General features: G+C 58.3%; 14 protein-coding genes and 2 pseudogenes. 6 read left to right on the top strand and 10 right to left on the bottom strand.

The genetic code is table 11. The features are described 5' to 3' along the window. Positions 1–96: 96 nt before the first annotated feature. Together BLU17_RS31425 and BLU17_RS31420 are read right to left on the bottom strand one after the other, a co-directional pair. A pseudogene (locus BLU17_RS31425) lies at positions 97–1,121 on the bottom strand (IS1182 family transposase); the annotation flags it as partial. A 274-nt stretch (positions 1,122–1,395) separates the two neighbouring features. Next, complete coding sequence (locus BLU17_RS31420; protein WP_092006453.1) at positions 1,396–2,151, bottom strand: carbon-nitrogen hydrolase family protein; 756 nt, start codon at positions 2,149–2,151, stop codon at positions 1,396–1,398. A 98-nt stretch (positions 2,152–2,249) separates the two neighbouring features. Here BLU17_RS31420 and BLU17_RS31415 point away from each other — a divergent pair, with 98 nt between their 5' ends. Beyond that, positions 2,250–3,188: a LysR substrate-binding domain-containing protein gene (locus tag BLU17_RS31415; protein WP_092006450.1), complete on the top strand. Its 939-nt coding sequence runs from the start codon at positions 2,250–2,252 to the stop codon at positions 3,186–3,188. Positions 3,189–3,390: 202 nt separating this feature from the next. Here the strand turns inward: BLU17_RS31415 and BLU17_RS31410 are convergent, their stop codons facing one another. The 6 genes from BLU17_RS31410 to BLU17_RS31390 form a co-directional block, all read right to left on the bottom strand. After that, positions 3,391–4,152, bottom strand: a complete 762-nt coding sequence (locus BLU17_RS31410; protein WP_176929262.1) for an energy transducer TonB — start codon at positions 4,150–4,152, stop codon at positions 3,391–3,393. Next, positions 4,145–4,543, bottom strand: coding sequence for an ExbD/TolR family protein (locus BLU17_RS31405; protein WP_092006445.1), 399 nt, complete (start codon positions 4,541–4,543; stop codon positions 4,145–4,147). The genes BLU17_RS31410 and BLU17_RS31405 overlap by 8 nt, the downstream gene beginning before the upstream one ends. Then, positions 4,540–5,151 (bottom strand): MotA/TolQ/ExbB proton channel family protein, encoded by a 612-nt coding sequence (locus tag BLU17_RS31400; protein WP_245747112.1) that lies wholly within the window; start codon positions 5,149–5,151, stop codon positions 4,540–4,542. The genes BLU17_RS31405 and BLU17_RS31400 overlap by 4 nt, the downstream gene beginning before the upstream one ends. Positions 5,152–5,271: 120 nt before the next feature. After that, entirely contained in the window at positions 5,272–7,620 is a 2,349-nt protein-coding gene (locus BLU17_RS31395) for a TonB-dependent receptor (RefSeq protein WP_092006438.1), read from the bottom strand. Between the two features lie 410 nt (positions 7,621–8,030). Then, complete coding sequence (locus tag BLU17_RS33445) at positions 8,031–8,204, bottom strand: hypothetical protein (protein WP_176929261.1); 174 nt, start codon at positions 8,202–8,204, stop codon at positions 8,031–8,033. A gap of 79 nt (positions 8,205–8,283) precedes the next feature. Beyond that, positions 8,284–8,910: a tyrosine-type recombinase/integrase gene (locus tag BLU17_RS31390; RefSeq protein WP_092006435.1), complete on the bottom strand. Its 627-nt coding sequence runs from the start codon at positions 8,908–8,910 to the stop codon at positions 8,284–8,286. Positions 8,911–9,158: 248 nt separating this feature from the next. Here BLU17_RS31390 and BLU17_RS31385 point away from each other — a divergent pair, with 248 nt between their 5' ends. The 4 genes from BLU17_RS31385 to BLU17_RS31370 all read left to right on the top strand — a co-directional run bounded on the left by BLU17_RS31385 (position 9,159) and on the right by BLU17_RS31370 (position 14,801). Continuing rightward, a complete protein-coding gene (locus tag BLU17_RS31385) occupies positions 9,159–9,863 on the top strand; it encodes a hypothetical protein (RefSeq protein ID WP_092006458.1) in 705 nt (234 codons plus the stop codon). 627 nt (positions 9,864–10,490) lie between these two features. After that, positions 10,491–12,884 carry an N-6 DNA methylase gene (locus BLU17_RS31380; protein WP_218137062.1) on the top strand — a complete coding sequence of 798 codons (2,394 nt, stop codon included), beginning with the start codon at positions 10,491–10,493 and terminating at the stop codon, positions 12,882–12,884. Positions 12,885–13,465: 581 nt separating this feature from the next. Then, a complete protein-coding gene (locus BLU17_RS34715; RefSeq protein WP_425434164.1) occupies positions 13,466–13,660 on the top strand; it encodes a type I restriction-modification system subunit M N-terminal domain-containing protein in 195 nt (64 codons plus the stop codon). Between the two features lie 55 nt (positions 13,661–13,715). Next, complete coding sequence (locus BLU17_RS31370; protein ID WP_245747111.1) at positions 13,716–14,801, top strand: sensor domain-containing diguanylate cyclase; 1,086 nt, start codon at positions 13,716–13,718, stop codon at positions 14,799–14,801. Between the two features lie 89 nt (positions 14,802–14,890). Here the strand turns inward: BLU17_RS31370 and BLU17_RS32875 are convergent. Further along, a pseudogene (locus BLU17_RS32875) lies at positions 14,891–14,992 on the bottom strand (IS5/IS1182 family transposase); the annotation flags it as partial. Positions 14,993–15,006: 14 nt separating this feature from the next. On the opposite strand from BLU17_RS32875, the gene BLU17_RS31360 reads away from it, so the two are divergent. Then, positions 15,007–15,447, top strand: coding sequence for a hypothetical protein (locus tag BLU17_RS31360; protein ID WP_218137061.1), 441 nt, complete (start codon positions 15,007–15,009; stop codon positions 15,445–15,447). Positions 15,448–15,800: 353 nt separating this feature from the next. On the opposite strand, the gene BLU17_RS32870 is transcribed toward BLU17_RS31360, so the two are convergent. Then, positions 15,801–16,520 (bottom strand): hypothetical protein, encoded by a 720-nt coding sequence (locus tag BLU17_RS32870; protein ID WP_143189394.1) that lies wholly within the window; start codon positions 16,518–16,520, stop codon positions 15,801–15,803. Positions 16,521–17,200 lie beyond the last annotated feature (680 nt).

Here is a 17,200-nt window from a genome sequence, read left to right as displayed (position 1 = left end):
TCTTTGTCAGGCATAGGTGTCCACCTCGAATTGGTGGACCCCTATGCTCCTCGCTCCTGTCGATCAGGACTAGACGTTAAAGATGGACCGCTTACTTGCAATGTATATAAAGTCAGCCCGGTCGAATCGTCCCTCAGCCTTCGCACCAGATGTCTGTGTTTTCGGCACCAGCGCTGCAATGCCAGCGTCATCGCAGGCTTTGATCTCCGTGGCGTGAAGTATCCGCGATCGGCTAGTGCCCTGATCCTCTTCCTGCCCATGGCATCACGAGCGGCCTTGGCCATCGGGCTCTGCTGCGCGCGGTCACTACCGACGTTCGTAACTTCGTGGGTCACGATGAGGTGATGCTTCGTATCAACAGCCACCTGAACGTTGTAGCCCACCACGCCTGTTCCCTTGGCTTGCGACATCATCGAGCGTGAGTCAGGATCAGTCAGCGAGACCTGTTTGCCCGGTAAATCATTCAACAGTTCTGCGGCGCGATCCAGATCGCGCATCTGCTCGCGCAGCGTCTCGATCTTTTCCCGAAGCCGTTCGGTTTTCGCTTCCACCTCGACCGGTTGCGTGCGATCAGCCGTCTCCAGTGCATCCAGATAACGCTGAATGCTTTGTTCGATCTGTTCTTGCCGCCTAGCAATCTTGTTGGGCGTGAAGTTGTTGTCGCGACTGTTCACCGCCTTGAACTTGCTACCGTCGATGGCAACGACTGCTTGCGTGAAGAGCTTAAGGTCGCGGCATATCACGACGAAGCGTCGGCATACATTGCGAATGCCGGCGCCATTGCTGCGTCTGAACTCGGCAATCGTCTTGAAGTCCGGCGCGAGGCGACCAGTCAGCCACATCAGTTCAACATTGCGCTGGCACTCCCGCTCCAGACGTCGGCTTGACTGCACGCGATTGAGATAGCCGTAGATGTAGAGTTTGAGCAGAACGGCCGGATGGTAGGACGGTCGGCCCGTATTCGCGGGCGTGGTGCCTTCGAAGCCCATGGAAGCCAGATCGAGCTCGTCTACGAACGCGTCGACGATCCGCACGGGATTGTCTTCAGCGATAAAGTCTTCGAGACATTCCGGCAGCAACGTGGCCTGATTGCGGTTTGCACCCTCGACAAATCGCCCCATCTCCGCCTCTCGCGCTAACAGGTTGACTCAGTCTAGGCGATCGCGCGCGTTTTGACACACCCTCGGCCAGGAGCGGTCCGTCGCTCACATGCTCGCTCAGACATTCAGGATGTCTGTTCCGCTCAGGAAGCGGCCATCCAATCAGTAACGGCGAAGTGTCGCTTGCGGCCCAGGAAGAGACAGTCGACAGGCGAAAATGCCGCCTGGAAGCGGCCGTTGAAACTGAGCGACCCTCAAGCACGGCGAGCGCCCCGACGAATGGCGACGGCAGGTGCTACTCGGCCCTGATCGCCACCACTGTCCCGGTCCAGCCGTTCGCTCCTTTCGTGGCTGTAACGAGCATATCGCCGGGGCCGGGCGCAGCAACAACCAGTTCACCTCCCTCTGCCCAGATCGCACTACGGCCAGCCGGCTCCCAGCCGCCGGTGATGCCGCCATGGTTGGCCATCAGCACGGCCATATTGTGTTTGGTCGCATAGCCAGCCAAAAGCCCGGTATCGTTCTGGTACCCGTTGTCAGTAATGAGCGCGCTCGCCGCGTATACACGCGCCCCCGAATCTGCTGCGCTCGCCGCGTGGCTGGAATGCGAGAAATCGGCGCAAATAGCCAACGCAATCGAATTCCCATCAATGATTACCTCCGGGCCTCCATTTCCGGCAGCAAACACCAGATCTTCGCCTGGATGCAAATGCTGTTTTGTGTGCGCCTGTATTCCATGGACTCCAAGCGTGAATGCGCCGATAAACACATCAGACTGGTCTTCGTGTCTTAGGGGAGCCCCTACGACGACGGTAATGCCCAGTCGCTGTGCCTCGGCCAACAGCCGATGGAGCCGTTGGTCTTGCCGTCCCATTGCGAGTTGACGGCCAAGTTGCCGCTCGTATCCCGTCAAGGACAGTTCGGGAAATACCAGATACTTGACACCGTGTTCCGCGGCGGTATGGAGGAAGGCCAAATGCCGAGCCACGTTGGTTTCGATGTCTCCCGCTTTGGAGGTGGACTGCGCAGCGGCGATAGTGAATGTGTCCATGACAGATAGAGTCAGTTGTTCGCGTGGGTGTCTCGAAGTATTAAGGTTTTGTTTCGAACCGCCTACAAAAGATACTTATTGATCTATTGAATTTTGTTATGTCACCGCGGGATATCGAAATCTTTCGGGCAGTGATGACCTCCGGTACGACAGCGCGCGCCGCTCAGTTGCTTGGTATCAGCCAACCTGCGGTCAGTCAGGCCGTTCAGCGGGTAGAGTTATTTGCCGCCGTGCGATTGTTTGAGCGCGTTCGGGGAAGAATGATCCCGACGAACGAGGCGAATGTCCTCATGACCTCAATCGAGCGGTACTTCGTGGGCTTTGAAACTGTAGAGCACGTGATTCGCAGTCTGGGCTCATACAAGCAAGGCCGACTCGTTGTTGCCTGCTTCCCTGCCTTGGGGAACTGTTTTCTGCCACGTGCAATCGCCGAGTCTCATCTCGACTCGCTCGGCATTCAGCTTTCCTTGCAGGTTATGAGTTCGCGAGAGGTGCATCAGCAAGTTCAGTCTGGCGCTGTTGACATAGGTTTGATGGCTAGCGAGATGTCGACTTCAGGTCTCGATCATTCGATATTTAGCGCGCTGCCGGGCGTCATCGCAATGGCATCCGATCATCCGCTAGCTCATCGTGCGGTCGTTACGCCGGCGGACCTTCAATCAGATCACTTCATTTCACTAAATAAGGAAGATGTAACAAGACGGGCGTTAGAAGAAGCACTGGCACGCGAAGGGATCACGCTACGGAGCATCGTAGAAACCCCTTACTCGATCAGTGCCTGCGAGTTGGCACGCTGTGGAGTCGGACTTGCGTTCGTCCATCCAATCGCGGCCATCGACTTCATTCCTCGTGGGCTCGTCATCAAACGTTTTTCGTTGGACATCCCGTTTCAGGATCAGATCATTTTCCGCCCGGGCAAACCTTTATACGAGAACACGAAGTCGATTTTGAAACTGCTTCGGCTGCAACTAGACAAGGACTGCAAGCAGTTACAGCTTGCTTTGAGGGGTAGGAAGGGCACCGGTCGTCACGAATGACCGGTTCATAGAACCTTGACCGACCGCTCCGGGTCGAGAGTACGCACTGCCGACTGGCCGCTTACGGGCCACAGAATTTCAGTGACCGCTTCCGAGCGATGAGTTCAGGGAGCGGACTGACGCAGCGCGACCCGAAGTGCCACTGCGGTATTTTCACTGGATGGCGGAACACCGCTGCACAACGGTCATTCGTTCGACTACGCTACTGGACCACAAGGTGGACGCGAACGTCCTGATGGCTCTCGACAGGCTTGCCATTCTCAGTGGCGGGGAAGAAACGCCAGTTGTGCAGCGAGGCGAGCAACAGCTGATTCAGACGCGGCTGCTGTGTCGGCTGCAGGAGTTCGACATCGACGGAACCGTCGGGGTGAATCGTGAAGCGCGCAAGCGCAATCGCGTGATACGCGGCTTCACGCAAGTCGTCCGGGATTTCCGGCAGTGGCTGCGTGATCGCGCGCGCGGGGGTATGACCGCTGCCGTTGGCGGCGGGGTCGGTCGCGCCCGGCGAGTGACTGACCGTGCTGCCCGGAGGAGTGGCAGATTTCAGTGGCGCGGACGGCGCGGGCGATGGCGCAGTGGAGGGTACTGCAACGGGCGCGGGTGCAGCCGGTGTCGCTGCGGCCGGAACAGGTGCGGCATGTTGCGGAGCCCGTTCTTCGTGCACGGGACGCGCGTGTTGCACCGGCGGCGGTGCATCACGCGCGACATTCGCGGGCGGTGTCGGGTGCGTCGGCGCAGCCTGCGCGGGTGCGCTTGCGCGCAGGGGCGGCGGCGGAGGCTCGATTTCAAGCAGCTGCGCGTCGAGCTGTGCGGGCGGCGGCTCGATTTCCGGCGTGGCAAGCAGTCCGCCGACGAGGAAAAGCGCTCCGCACCACGACCCGAACGCGACGACCGCTACAACTGCGATGCGTGTTTTCGGTTCGTCGAGCCAGACCGAGTTGAGGCGGCGGCCGTCGTTACTCACGGTGAACAGCGATCAGGAAATGCTGGACACCAGCTTTTCGCGCTTCGAGCATCGCTTTGACGACTACGCCGTGCGATGCGGCGTCATCGGCCGCAACCACCAGATTGCCATCCGGTTTCAGCCGCGGCCGCAGCGCACCCGCCAGCGCCGCGAGCGGCACTGCCTGGCGGTTGACGAAGATGGCATTGGCGCGCGTGACGGTGAGGGTGAGTGGCGCATCCAGACTGAGCGGCTGCGCCTGGCCGCCCGGCAAGTCGACTTTCATCGAATCGAGCCGCTGCATCGAAAGCGATGCGAGCATGAACGTCGCCAGCAAGAAGAACATCACGTCGATCATCGGGATGATTTCGATCTTCCCGCGCCGTGCTTGGCTTGAGCGTTTCAGTTTCACGTGCGCGGCCCTTCCGCATGCTCACGGGCGAGCCGCAACTGCGCCGGTCCTTCCGCGCGTTCCCGGTCGAGCCGGAGTTGCCCGATCAGCCGTGTGCCGACCCGCTCGAAGTGATCGAGCAGCTCGTCCACCCGCCGCGAAAAATAATTGAACGCGAAGAGCGCGACGAGAGCGATCAGCAGTCCGATCGCGGTCGCGATCAGCGCCTGCGCGACGCCGCCCGTCACGCCAGTCGGGTTCACGACGCCCTGTCCGCCAAACAGCCGGAACGAGTGCATCATGCCGATGATCGTTCCGAGCAGTCCAAGCAGGGGCGCGGCAGTGACAACGGTTTCGAGCAGCCACAGCCCCCGGTTCAGCGCGCGCTCGATATGCTGCGCGGCGGTCTCGGCGCGAGACTCGATCCACCAGATCGGCGCGTTGCCGCCCTCCAGAATCGGCACGGCGAAGCTGCGCAGAGCATGGCGCTCGGGCAGCGCGACAATCTGCGCGCGTGTCCGCGCAAAATCGACAACGGGCGCTTCGATCAGGTCGTCGACGCGGGCAGGGATCGCCGCGAACCGGTGCAGCGAGTAAGCCTTGTCGAGGATAATCGCCAGGCCGATCACCGCGAGGACGGTTAACGGGTAGATCACCCATCCGCCCAGACGTATGGCGAGAAACAGTTCGGCAAAATCGTTCATGGTGTAGTGACCTCTTGCGCACGAGGCGTACGCCGCGCGGGCGGGTTAAAAGTATTTCGTGATGCCTGCGTAGAACGCGCGCGTCGGTCCGAACTGCGCGGCGCCCACGCCGATCCCTGAACCGTCGCGCAATTGGTAGGTGCGATTGAGCAGATTGACCACGACCACGCGCCCATCGAAGTTGCCGACAAGGGGCGCGTTGAAGTGATGGATGACTGCGAGGTTGACATCCACATAGAACGGCACATGATCCGTGTTCGCAAAGCCGCTGCGCAGCCCGCTGCCGAAGACGGTATCCGCGCTGTAGGTCGTGCGCGCAAACGTATAGGCGATGCCCGCCGAACCGGTGACCAACTGGTCGTGATCGAGGTGGACGGGATTGCTGGCGATGTACGCTAGTTCATCGGGCGTGAAATTGAACTGGCCCGTGATGATGTTTTCGCCGGTTGCGCGGCTGAGCGCGAGGTTCGCGTACGCGGAAAAATGCTCGTCGGTGTAGTTGGCGGTGAGTTCGACGCCGTAGTCGTGACCGGTCTGGTAGTTGTACGGCGTGTTGATCAGGGCCGTGCCGAACTGTCCTTCGTCGAGCAGATCGGTTGCCTTCTTGTAGTAGGCATCCATGCCTACCGTGATGGCGGAGGTGACCCGCTGGGTTACGCCGACATCGAAGTAATGGCTGCGCTCGGGCTGCACCGGCGAATTTTGCGGACTCGCTGCCTGGTTCGTCGTGTTGTTAAACTGCGCAACCGTGGTCGGCGCGATCAATTCGAGCGGGGGCGGCGTGAAGTACCTCGCGTAGCCCGCATGCAGCGTGGTGCTCGGTGTCGCCTTGTAGACCACGCCGATGTGCGGGCTCAGCTGGCTCGCGTCGACAACTTCGTTCATTTTGTCGTAGCGCACCCCGTAATTGATGATGACCTCGTCGTTCACCTTCCACTCGTCTTGCACATAGACGCCGAAGAGCCGGCCGGTCGTCCTGCTCGCGCTGTTGACCGTGAATGGCTGGTCGGAGGACTGTACCCCATCGACAGTGGGGAACACCGAGACGCTGTCGCTGGCGACTGCCCGGTCCTGCTCGAAAGACACACCGGCGCGCAGCGTGTGCGAACTGTTCAGCCGGTAGGTGGTATCGCCCTGCAGTCCATTGGCCCAATTGCTGCGAAAGTCTTGTGAGGCGACGCCGTTAAAGAGCAGGTCGCCGATCGGGTCGGGATTGAACTGCGTGCGCGTATAGCGCGTGAAGTACGCGACCTGATAGTCGAGCTTGTCGCCGTCCGTCCCCTGCAACGCCACGGTCGCGAAGTTATTGAGTTCGCTCTGGGTTTCGTTGAGTGCGGCCGAATCGAAAGTGGTCTGGCCGTTGAGCGTGAATTGGGTCGGCTGACCCGGTGTATTCGGGATCTCGAACTGGTTGCTCGCGGTGCCGAACATGACGCTGACCCGCGTAAGCGGGTTGATCAGGTACGACATGTAGCCGAACGCGTTGCCTTGCCGGGTATGATCGTGCAGCGGCGAACCGTTCGACGTCGGCGCTTCGATGCCGAGATCGTTGACGCCCGCCGACCCGCTGAAGTAATAGCTCAGCGCGCCCTCGGTGCCGTACAGGTCGCCGCTTGTCTGCGCGGTGCCATGACTGCCGCCGTATACGCCTATCGCTCCGCCGTTGCCCGTGTCGCCCGATTTGGTCGTGATGTCGACGATGCCGGCCGTTTGCCACCCGTATTGCGCGGGCAGCGCGCCGGTGAGCAGGTCCATCTGGTCGATGATGCGGGTATCGAATGACTGGCCGAAGCCGGAGATCGGCTCCGGAATCATGATGCCGTTGATCCGGTATTGCAGGTTCGCGTGTTCGCCGCGCACGTGGACCATGCCGTACGAATCCTGCGCGACGCCGGGCGCGTGCAGCAGCACCTGGTTGAGCGGCGTCGATTCCCCTTGCGGCATGTTTTTGATATCCGCCGCGGTGATCCGGTACACGCTGCTGCCGGTTTCAGGCGACAATCCGTTGCGCGCCTGGTCCAGACGCTGGGCGTTCACCCGGACATCAATCGCGTCGCTCCTGGCGAGCGCGACGGTCACGGAACTTGCCGTTCCGGGGCTGATAGTGGCGACGTTGCTGCCGCTCGCGAAGCCCGTTGTGGTGACCACCACCGCATACGTTCCGGGCGCGACGTTGGGCACTGAGAAATGCCCGCTTGCATCGGTTTTTGTCTCTCCGGCCGAGGCGCCGGTCGCGGTTTGAAGGATCACACTGGCGCTTGCGACCGGCTTGCCGAGACTATCGGTGACGAGTCCCCCTACCGAGCTGCCGCTCGGCGCGGCGCAGATATGACCGGCTATGCTTTGCGCGAGAAGTAGCAGCGCAGCGCGGGAAATAAGTGTGCGATGTTTCATTGATTCGACTGTCGTTATTGAATAGGCGCATCGCGCTACGCGCTTAGCCCCCGTGCGTAGTAGTCGGGCTCACTTGCCCCAAGCGATACGGCACTGCGCTGCCGCTTCTTTCTTACCCCGTCGTCGTCCAGCGTCTTGCCGCCTTTCTTCGCGGAAAGCTCGAATGCAGTTCATGTCGTGATGTTATAACATAACACGGAAAAGTAAAACGACCGGGCATCTGTTTGTCGCGCTCGTGCATGCACTACGCTCCAGGGGGCACGGGAGATCAGCCAGCGTCCGACCAGCTACGCAAACCCCTTGATTTCCATTTCCTGTCCCTCCACGGTTGTGGATGGGGCATGGGGTGGTCTGCCGGAAAGTGCTAAACGTCCCAACAGGCAACATCTGCATGTCGCTCCGTCTGCCGTTCATCGCGCCTTGCAGTTTTTGATTCGGGAAGGACTCGTCAGCCATGTCTTGACGACGAGCACAGAGGTGGCGCCGCGAATCCGGACACAAGGATCAATATCAAAAAAGTCCGCGCCGAAGGAGATTGAACGGTTTTCTCCGCAACGGATGAACGCATGGTTGATGTCGCTCATGTGCCGAACTTCGGTCATTTGACTGCGCAGCGCGAATGTCCCTTGATGGCCGGCAAGCGACCGCTCGCCGGCCGTTGCATCAGACCTCCGTTTGCTCCGCCATTTCGAGCGCATCGTCTACCTCGATGCCGAGATACCGGACGGTGCTTTCAAGCTTTGTATGCCCGAGCAGTAGCTGAACCGCTCGCAAGTTCTTCGTGCGCCGGTAAATCAGTGAGGCCTTCGTCCGCCGCATAGTGTGCGTGCCATACGCCGTGTCGTCCAAGCCGATGGACGCGATCCAGCGATGGACCAGCCGAGCGTATTGCCGGGTCGAAAGATGTGGCGAAGAGCGCAGCCGACTCGGAAACAGGTAATCCGCAGACTTCAACCCTCGCGCTCCGATCCACGCTTCGACACTCTGTCGAGTCTGCTCCGTGATTTCGAACTGAACCGGCCGTTGCGTTTTCTGCTGCATAACCGTTGCTCGCGATCCGACGTGGCTACCCTGGCAAACCTCCTGCACCCGCAGCCGCGTCAGATCGCACGCACGAAGTTTGCTATCAATTGCAAGATTGAACATCGCGAGCTCACGAACGTTCGACGCCATCTGAAGTCTCGTCCGGATCGCCCAGATTTCCCGGAGCTTTAACGGCGGCTTCTGCCCCGTGAGCTTACCCTTGTTCCATGGCACACGGCGGACAACGGCAACCTTCTCGGATTCCATGACAATCTCCTTTCAAGCAATAGGAGATTGAGTGTGCGCCTCTTCCGGCTGGCGCTATCCGACCCCAAGCGACTGGTCGGCCTGGTGGAAGCCAGATGTCCGCTTCCGAAGGTGGGGCCGTCGTACGAGGGTTCGCCTGGCGGTCTCGGAGGACGACGTGTCGTCGCCGATTCGCGCCGAAATGATTCCCGTTGAATCGTTACAATTACCCCGTTGAGTCCCCCCTTCGGAAGTACCGAGTGCGAGACATTCTGACGTCCTGGTTCTTGAGCGGCGATGCCATCCGCAGTCGACGCGTGAGCGACATCGTTTTATCAGGCACGGTCGACGTGCCTGTGCCGTCTGCACGCGTGCTTGCGGATTGGGATAGGGAGACGTCGTCGCGGCTCGCCCTGGAACCCGGGGACGTCGAGGTGATGCCTTTGGCACGAACGCAAGCGCGCTGGCCCGACTACAAGCGCTGCGTGCAGGCAATGTCCGACTGGACGGGCGCGCTTGGACTGTCCAACGTACTTGCCTCCAGTGACGTAGCCCTGATGGCCTGTCGCGGTGCGAGGTACCACCATGACGGTGCCCAATATGGCGGTGCGGCCTTTTGCAATCTCTTCCTGAGCGAGGACAGGGGGCTGGACTTGCATTTTCCCTCTACAGGCCTTTGCATTCCTCTGACTCGGGGAACAGCCGTGATATTCGATACTGGCCACCCTCATGGCGTCATTCAACGGCGCAGCGGCGGTTTTAGTATGGCCGACTTCGGGCCAGACCAGGATTGCATCCAGATATTCCTGACGTGGGAGCTTCCGATTGAAGACGCCCATGTCGCGCGCGCGCTCGAGGTGGCATTCGACATCGACACTTCGGCCTCGCTGCAACGGGATGAAGAGCAGGTCTTGTTGAACGGCGCACCGGCTGCTGTGTGCCCGGAATCTGGTCGCTGGTACCGGGTTGACTGATCGTCCGCGTCACCGATCGGCGACGCACGACCCTCTTCCGCCGCTCGCTATAACGGGCATCCAAGGGCGGATAGCGGAGTGGTTCGGTCGCCCAACCCGGATTCTCGGGGACACCAGTTCCGCGTTGGGCAACGGTGGTCGAATGTGAGTTAAGCGGCCGCCGTAGGACGCTGAGCTGACGAAGTATAGGCGGGCTTGGTGCGCGGCCGCTCCGTCGCCCTCGATCTGCAGTAACGGAGTCGCTACCAACGGGTGCATGGAACGTCCCCACGGGGGGCGTTGGGGCGTCCCGGGAGGGGCGAGAGGATCCGGTGCTTCTGCTAGACTGTCGCCTTTCCGCACGTAGGCAAGCCATCGCTTAGCCAGCTGATACGGGGAGCGCATTTGGGATCACCGCGACAGATGTATCCTTTGCACCTCGAAAAAGACCGGCAAAAGCCGGTTTTTTTCTTTGTGAAGCACAAGGCGGATGCACGCTTTGCTTGCGCCATCGAGGTGTCAGGGTCAGACGGCGGACTGGGAAGGCTCTGCGTCGAGAGCCGAGGAAGGGTCAGAGATGCGGCGGCAGCGCCCGTTTGCGGCGCCCCGACATCCTCCAAGATGCAAATTCAATGCACGGAGTTACGAGTGACGAAGAATGAACGGCGGACAGAGAACGTGGTCCGGGACCAACTGAGGGAGCTTGCTTACTACGATAGTGACTGCGACATTCAGGTCGATGAGCAGAAGTCCAACATAGAAGCAGTGAGAAGGCTCCTCCGCACCGCCAGTAAGTCCGGTCAGGGTGGAATTGGTGCGCCGGAGTTCATCATCAGCGCCCCGAGTACGCCTGATTTCCTTGTCATCATCGAGTGCAAAGCCGATCCTAAGGATCACGTAAGCTCGCAGTACACGTCGTCGGTCAAAAGCGGGGTGCCCATTGAGGAAACTCCAGTGCAGTTGGCTAAGAGAGTCCAACGCTTCGCGGTCGACGGGATACTGCATTACGCGGCTCGCCTTGCAAAAGAGTTCAATGTGATCGCGGTGGCAGTAAGTGGGGAGACAGCTAAGTCCGCCGTATTTAGTGCTTACCTGCACCCTAAAGGTGCTGCGGAGGCGCGCGTGCTTAATGCAAAGAGCGGGCAGTCGATCGAAAAACTCCTGTCTTGGACTGATTTCATCGAACATGCAACGTTCGATCCGGCGGTGCAGCGGATGCGATTCGACGAACTCATGTCGTTCGCTAGAGACCTTCATGAGTTCATGCGCGATCACGCGAAGCTTACCGAAAGCGAAAAACCGTTGCTCGTGTCGGGCACGCTAATCGCGCTTCGCAACAAGGCTTTCTCCGTATCGTTTGATGCTCAAACCCCTGAGGACTTACAAACGGAATGGATGAAGGTCATACAGACCGAGATTCAGAAAGCTGCCATTCCGCAGGCAAAGAAGGACAATATGACTCAGCCATATTCGTCCATCGCCGTCCATCCCGAGTTGGGAAAGCCGACGAAAAACTATCCCAAGGGGGTACTGCATGAACTCATCAAGCGACTCAACGAGAAGGTCTGGCCTTTTATCAGTATCTATCACGACTTTGATGTAGTAGGTCAATTTTACGGCGAGTTCCTTAAATACACGGGTGGCGATAAGAAAGCACTGGGGATCGTGTTGACACCGCGGCACGTGACGGAGTTGTTCGCCCTTCTTGCGAACGTTGGGAAAGACAGCGTTGTGCTGGATATCTGTGCAGGCACGGGAGGGTTCTTAATCTCCGCAATGCACCAGATGACCAAAACTGCCACTACAGCAGCGGAAGTCAAGCGAATCAAACAAAAAGGACTGATCGGAGTCGAACAACAGCCAAACATGTTCGCGTTGGCAGCGTCAAACATGATCTTGCGCGGCGATGGCAAGGCAAACTTGTATCAAGGTTCCTGCTTCGATTCGGCCATCGCCTCGGCGATCAAGAAACATGAGTGCGATACCGGACTATTGAATCCTCCGTTCTCTCAGAACGATGTGGATCTGCATGAACTGCGATTCATTCGCCATATGCTTGATAGCCTGAAAAAAGGCGGTACTGGTATCGCGATTGTTCCCATGTCATGCGCCATATCCCCACGGGCCGCCCGGACGGAGTTGATTAAATCGCATACGCTCGAAGCGGTTATGTCTATGCCCGATGAATTGTTCTATCCAGTTGGCGTCATCACATGCGTCATGGTTTTCACTGCGCACGTGCCTCACGCCGTCAGCGACAGAAAGACATGGTTCGGATATTGGAAGGACGATGGTTTCATTAAGACTAAGCACCGAGGCCGGATCGACTCAGAGCATAACTGGCCGAAGATCAGAGACAGGTGGGTCGAGATGTATCGGAATAAAGAGGTTCATGCGGGGGAAAGTGTCCTGCGAAAGGTCGGCCCCGAGGATGAGTGGTGCGCAGAGGCGTACATGGAGACGGATTACAGCCACGTCCCTGCGCGCATGTTCGCCGACACCGTTAAGAATTTTGCATCTTGGCGTCTGAGGCGTCCGGAACCGCTGAAAATTGCAGATCTTGATGGTGAAAAGGCGGCCTGGAAGGCATTTCGTATGTCAGACCTCTTCTCGATGAAAAAAGGCAAGCGACTGACGAAAGCGAACATGACAGCAGGAGAGGTGCCGTTCATCGGTGCTATCGACAACAACAACGGAGTCACCGGCTACGTTGCACAGACCGCCTTGCATCCAGGTGGGACCATTACCGTCAACTACAACGGTGCTGGGGTAGCCGAGGCCTTCTACCAGCCGACCCCGTACCGTTGCTCGGACGATGTTAACGTCCTCTATCCAAACTTTGATATGTCGCCAGAGGTCGCCATGTTTTTGGCAACAGTCATTCGATTGGAGAAGTATCGTTTCAGCTACGGTAGGAAGTGGCACCTCGAAAGGATGGAAAAAAGTGAGATTCGACTGCCAGCGACCGACAAGGGTGAACCCGACTGGGAGTTCATGAAGAACTATATAAAGAAGCTACCGTTCAGCGCGCAGATTCATTGACAACGCGGAGTTCGGTTCTCCTACGGTGGCGGCCCACCGTAGGCCCCCCGACTCGGCGATGGATTGGCCGTTTGCGTAGCAAAGCCGCCGCCTGAATGTCCGACACACGGGCCAGACGAACGTCGCCTCCTGGCCGCCTACTGCCTCACGTGGAAGGCGGCTGCCGACCCACTCCGGTCAGATGCCCCTCTCCAAACCGGTCAGTCAGCTGAATTCAGTTTTTGCGAACCAGAGTGCCCATAAGTGGCCGTTGGCGAATTCACCCAATCGGCCAGCTACAGTCATTGTAGGTGAATGCGATGCTGACGCTCAGGCGTCGGCTCCACACCAGTAATCGGACGCAGATGTATCCCGACCGCGGCGGGCAGTTTCTCTAGCCGTGTCGCCGCGTTATGAATCCGTTCGACAATGTAAGATACGTGATTTCGTTTTTGGGCCGATATCTGGCACCACGGGGCTGACAGCGTGAACGAGGCAAATGTGCAAAAGGCGAAGATCTCGGAATTGGTCGCGTGGGCTAAGGCCAGCGCAAACGTAAGCGAGCGGGACCGGTGGGACGCTTGGCAATGATGCTTGACGACATGAAGAAGACACTCTGGGCGACCGCCGACAAACTGCGCGCCAACATGGGCGCGGCTGAGTACAAGCGCATCGTGCCCGGTCTCATTTTCCTCAAGTACATCCCGAACACCTTCTCTGCTCGAAACACTGAGCCAAGTCAGGCGTGCGCTGGCCTCGTTGATGGAAGCTACATCCTGGGCTCGAATACCCGATAAACCGAACGTGACGTTAGACAACCACAATCGAGCCAGGGTGCATTGGGTGGTACGGATGAACCACCTCAATCGCACGACGTCGTGGTGGATCGGTTTCGCTATCTTTGCGCTGCACTTCCGTGTCACCGGGCAAGACACGATCACCTGGCTCTTGATGTCGCTGCAGTTTCTGGTCTATCCACACGTGGTGTACGCGGTGGCCAGATTTTCCCGCGATCCCTTGGGGGGCGAGCTTAATAATCTCCGGCTGGACGACTTCTGCTTTGGCTTATGGGCAGCCTGGCTAGGTTTCCCTCTCTGGATTTCCTACCTGCTCGTGATATGCGGCTGCATCAACCTGGCGGCATTTCGCGGCTTTCGCGGCGCGCTGGAGGCAGTGGCCTTGTTGGCCTTGGGGGCCGCTGTGTCGGCGGGCGTCTTCGGCGTGCGCTTCGAGCCGGATACGTCAATGCCTGTGACGGCCCTGAGCATGGCCTGTCTGACCACCTACCTGCTGCTGTTTGCGCGCGGCGCCTATAGGCGGGCAGTCACGCTGAGCGAGACGCGCTACAAGTTGCGACAGAGCGAACTGGCGCTGCAGGGCCAGCTCGAGGCGGTCCAGGCGCTGCAGGCACAGCTTCAGGAGCAGGCCAACCGTGACGCCCTCACCGGGCTCTACAACCGCCGCTATCTCAACGACGCCCTGCAGCGCGAATTTGACCGCAGCACCCAGACCGGATGCCCGCTGTCGGTGCTGCTGCTCGATATCGACCATTTCAAGCAGATCAATGACCGTTTCGGCCACTCCACGGGTGACCGGGTGCTTCAGAACGTAGCCGCGCTGCTGGCGCAGGACATGGATCCCGGCGGCACGGCATTTCGCTATGGGGGCGAGGAATTCCTGATCCTGCTGCCCCGAATGGGCTCCAGTGAAGCATGGGGCCGGGCGGAGTGCTATCGGGCAAGGACACCAGTGTCTGTCGTGGTCAATGAGGAGCGTGGGAATCCCGTGACGTTGTCGATCGGCATTGCGTCTACGGCAGACGGGGCCGAGAGCCCACAGCAATTGATCGACCGGGCAGATAACGCGCTCTACCAGGCGAAGCTCGGCGGCCGCGACCGGTGTTCGGTGTTCAAGAACGCCGAGGACGTGGCCCGGTAGTAGCCTTGCCGGACGCCCCGCCCGGCTGCCTTGCGACGGAGCGGTTGCCCTGCCACGCGTGAGCTGCCGCGCGCCCAGTCGGTGATCGCGTAGACTTCTGTCACGCTTCGTGGAAAGGGCTGGCGCTTCACGCGCTCACCCAGACGCTTGAAGCAGTACATCTTGGTCTCCACCAAGCTGCGCCGGTGGTACGTGATCGGCATCGTTGGACATCCGCATCACCGTGTTCGATCATCGGGCGCTAGCCGGCCAGTTCCGGTCGTTCGACATACCAGAGCCAATCGCCGACAATCTCGTTCATTGCCTACGCCAGTATGAGGTCAGAGTGAGTCAATTGATGCGGGAAGCGCCGTTGCCAAAACAAATGCAGGGTCGTTGGGTAGATGCAGATAATCCGCTTTCAGAGCTAGTGATAGACGGAGGTGAGATAACTTGTTTCGGCGCGACCGTGGACTATGACCACAAATTCATTGTCGAGAAGGACGGCGCCCTGACTGTGAGCCTTGGCATCGACGATGAGTCAAAGCTAGACACATTTCAACGAGCGAACATCACCGGCCTCGTCATAGCACCTGACGGGTCGTTCCACGCTTATAACGTGCGATTTGGGGCGCACTTTGTACGGCCCACCAATGTCGGACGGTGATCGGCCAGCAACGGACAATCGCTACTCGCGCACGAATGGCCGCTTCGAGATTTGCGGCGGACGCTTACCGGAAGCGGTCCCGCGATGTAGGCGAATAACACGCGGGCCGGCCTTTTTGAACGGATAACTTTTGTGGCCAATACGCGCGACGTACTGAAGTACGAAACGCACGGATTTCAAGTTTTCCTTTACTGAAAACTTCAGGAAAGTGTTCCGAAAACCTTTGAAATGATTCTTGTCGACTGCAAAGAATTATTAAAACGGATACCTTTGAACGGTGTTGTACGGTTCGATAAATAAATTGGGATTTTATGCGGCTATCCAAAGTTCCGTTTCAGTTACGGGGATCAGGATTAATTGCGCCCCCGAAAACGATCAAACAGCAGTACGTTCATGCAGATCCCGACAAATGAGGCAATTGCGATAGATACATGTGCGGCAATCGCCGAACCTCTTTCGAATACGGCCAAGAGGTAAAGGATTAGCATGGGTGCGCTCGCGAGCAAACAAGATGTGGACAAGTACCAAAAACGTCCCCTGCTGATTTCCCAAGACCGCGCCAAGGTTGTCGCGGACGGATCCAAGGCCGCTGACGGCGCGAGAAAAGCTAAACGGATGGCGAGACAGCCACCCGCCAACCCAGCAATACTTGATGTTATTTGAGCCGTGCTCGGTGATGTGTAGATGATACGAGCAACCGGAAAAACGAGTTGCCCCGTCGAAGACAATAGGTCGGAAAGAACTGTCCAGCCGAATACGGCAGGCACTTCTGGCCTCCAGGACCAGACATATCGGTCGTCGCCTTCTCCTAACAGAAAGAGGCGCGTGACACCAACGAAAAGTGGTGCGATGACAGCAGAGAGCGCAATCGAACGAAGGACTCGAAGACCCAATCCGATTTCAATTGAATCGAGAACGGAAAGAGTGTTTAACGAGCCTGCGATTACCATCACTAGAACAAAAGAGACCACCACGCTGACCACGAGACGCGGCAGCCGCCGCACGGTCGCCAATGCCGCCAACCAAGCCTGCATAATGGTCCACCAAAATCCTGCCGTACGATAACTTTTCATGATATGTGACTAACAAGAGAAAAAGAGATCAAATGCTACTCGGCGGCCAAACGAGCCAAACATGACTATCAAATCTTCTGACAGAAATTTGTTGGTTTAGGTGCGTGCGTTCCGCATTCTCATCGAATATCGTTTGTCGTGGCGATTGAGGATATGGGCATGCATTGTTGAACCGCCGACGAGCGTCGCGATTTTCCTCGACCGCGAATACTCAAGTTTGCGGACAATTTGCCGTTGACGCTGGCATTGATGGTGTATTTGTATTTCCCCGTCATAGTTTTTGCCTTTATATTGCTGGGCCGCAATCTCATTGCCAATCGCTTGTTCTCTAAACCGAGGCATTAATCTACTTGGAATTGGCGAGCGACGCCAGATGGGGATCGTGGATGTCTCTTGCTAGCAGTATGACAGACGGTAGTGAACCCCGATCCGAGGGCTCATGCGGGTCGGTAACGGTCTCCCGCCCATTCGTCCGCCACCTGATGATTACAAGGCTTCTAAATTATTACAAAATATCAATAACTTAGCGCGAAAATTGGTCTACTAACCTGTTCAATGACCCAGCCGGGAATTCCAATACCAGCGCTAGAGCGTGTTAGGCACTTCCGGCCAGACCTGGTATCCTGGCTGGATGGCAAAACGCAAACCCTACCCGACGGATGTGTCGGACGAAGAATGGA

This window comes from Paraburkholderia lycopersici (assembly GCF_900096975.1).
In the GTDB taxonomy this organism is placed as follows: Bacteria; Pseudomonadota; Gammaproteobacteria; order Burkholderiales; family Burkholderiaceae; genus Paraburkholderia; species Paraburkholderia lycopersici.
Note: the sequence above shows the minus strand (reverse complement) of the source record. Positions and strands in the feature narration are given on the sequence as shown.

Coding starts and splice junctions, on each gene's coding strand:
- BLU17_RS31415 (WP_092006450.1), top strand. CDS start 2,250: ATGTCACCGCGGGATATCGAAATCTTTCGGGCAGTGATGACCTCCGGT.
- BLU17_RS31395 (WP_092006438.1), bottom strand. CDS start 7,620: ATGAAACATCGCACACTTATTTCCCGCGCTGCGCTGCTACTTCTCGCG.
- BLU17_RS31390 (WP_092006435.1), bottom strand. CDS start 8,910: ATGGAATCCGAGAAGGTTGCCGTTGTCCGCCGTGTGCCATGGAACAAG.
- BLU17_RS33445 (WP_176929261.1), bottom strand. CDS start 8,204: ATGAGCGACATCAACCATGCGTTCATCCGTTGCGGAGAAAACCGTTCA.
- BLU17_RS32870 (WP_143189394.1), bottom strand. CDS start 16,520: ATGAAAAGTTATCGTACGGCAGGATTTTGGTGGACCATTATGCAGGCT.
- BLU17_RS31420 (WP_092006453.1), bottom strand. CDS start 2,151: ATGGACACATTCACTATCGCCGCTGCGCAGTCCACCTCCAAAGCGGGA.
- BLU17_RS31370 (WP_245747111.1), top strand. CDS start 13,716: ATGAACCACCTCAATCGCACGACGTCGTGGTGGATCGGTTTCGCTATC.
- BLU17_RS34715 (WP_425434164.1), top strand. CDS start 13,466: ATGAAGAAGACACTCTGGGCGACCGCCGACAAACTGCGCGCCAACATG.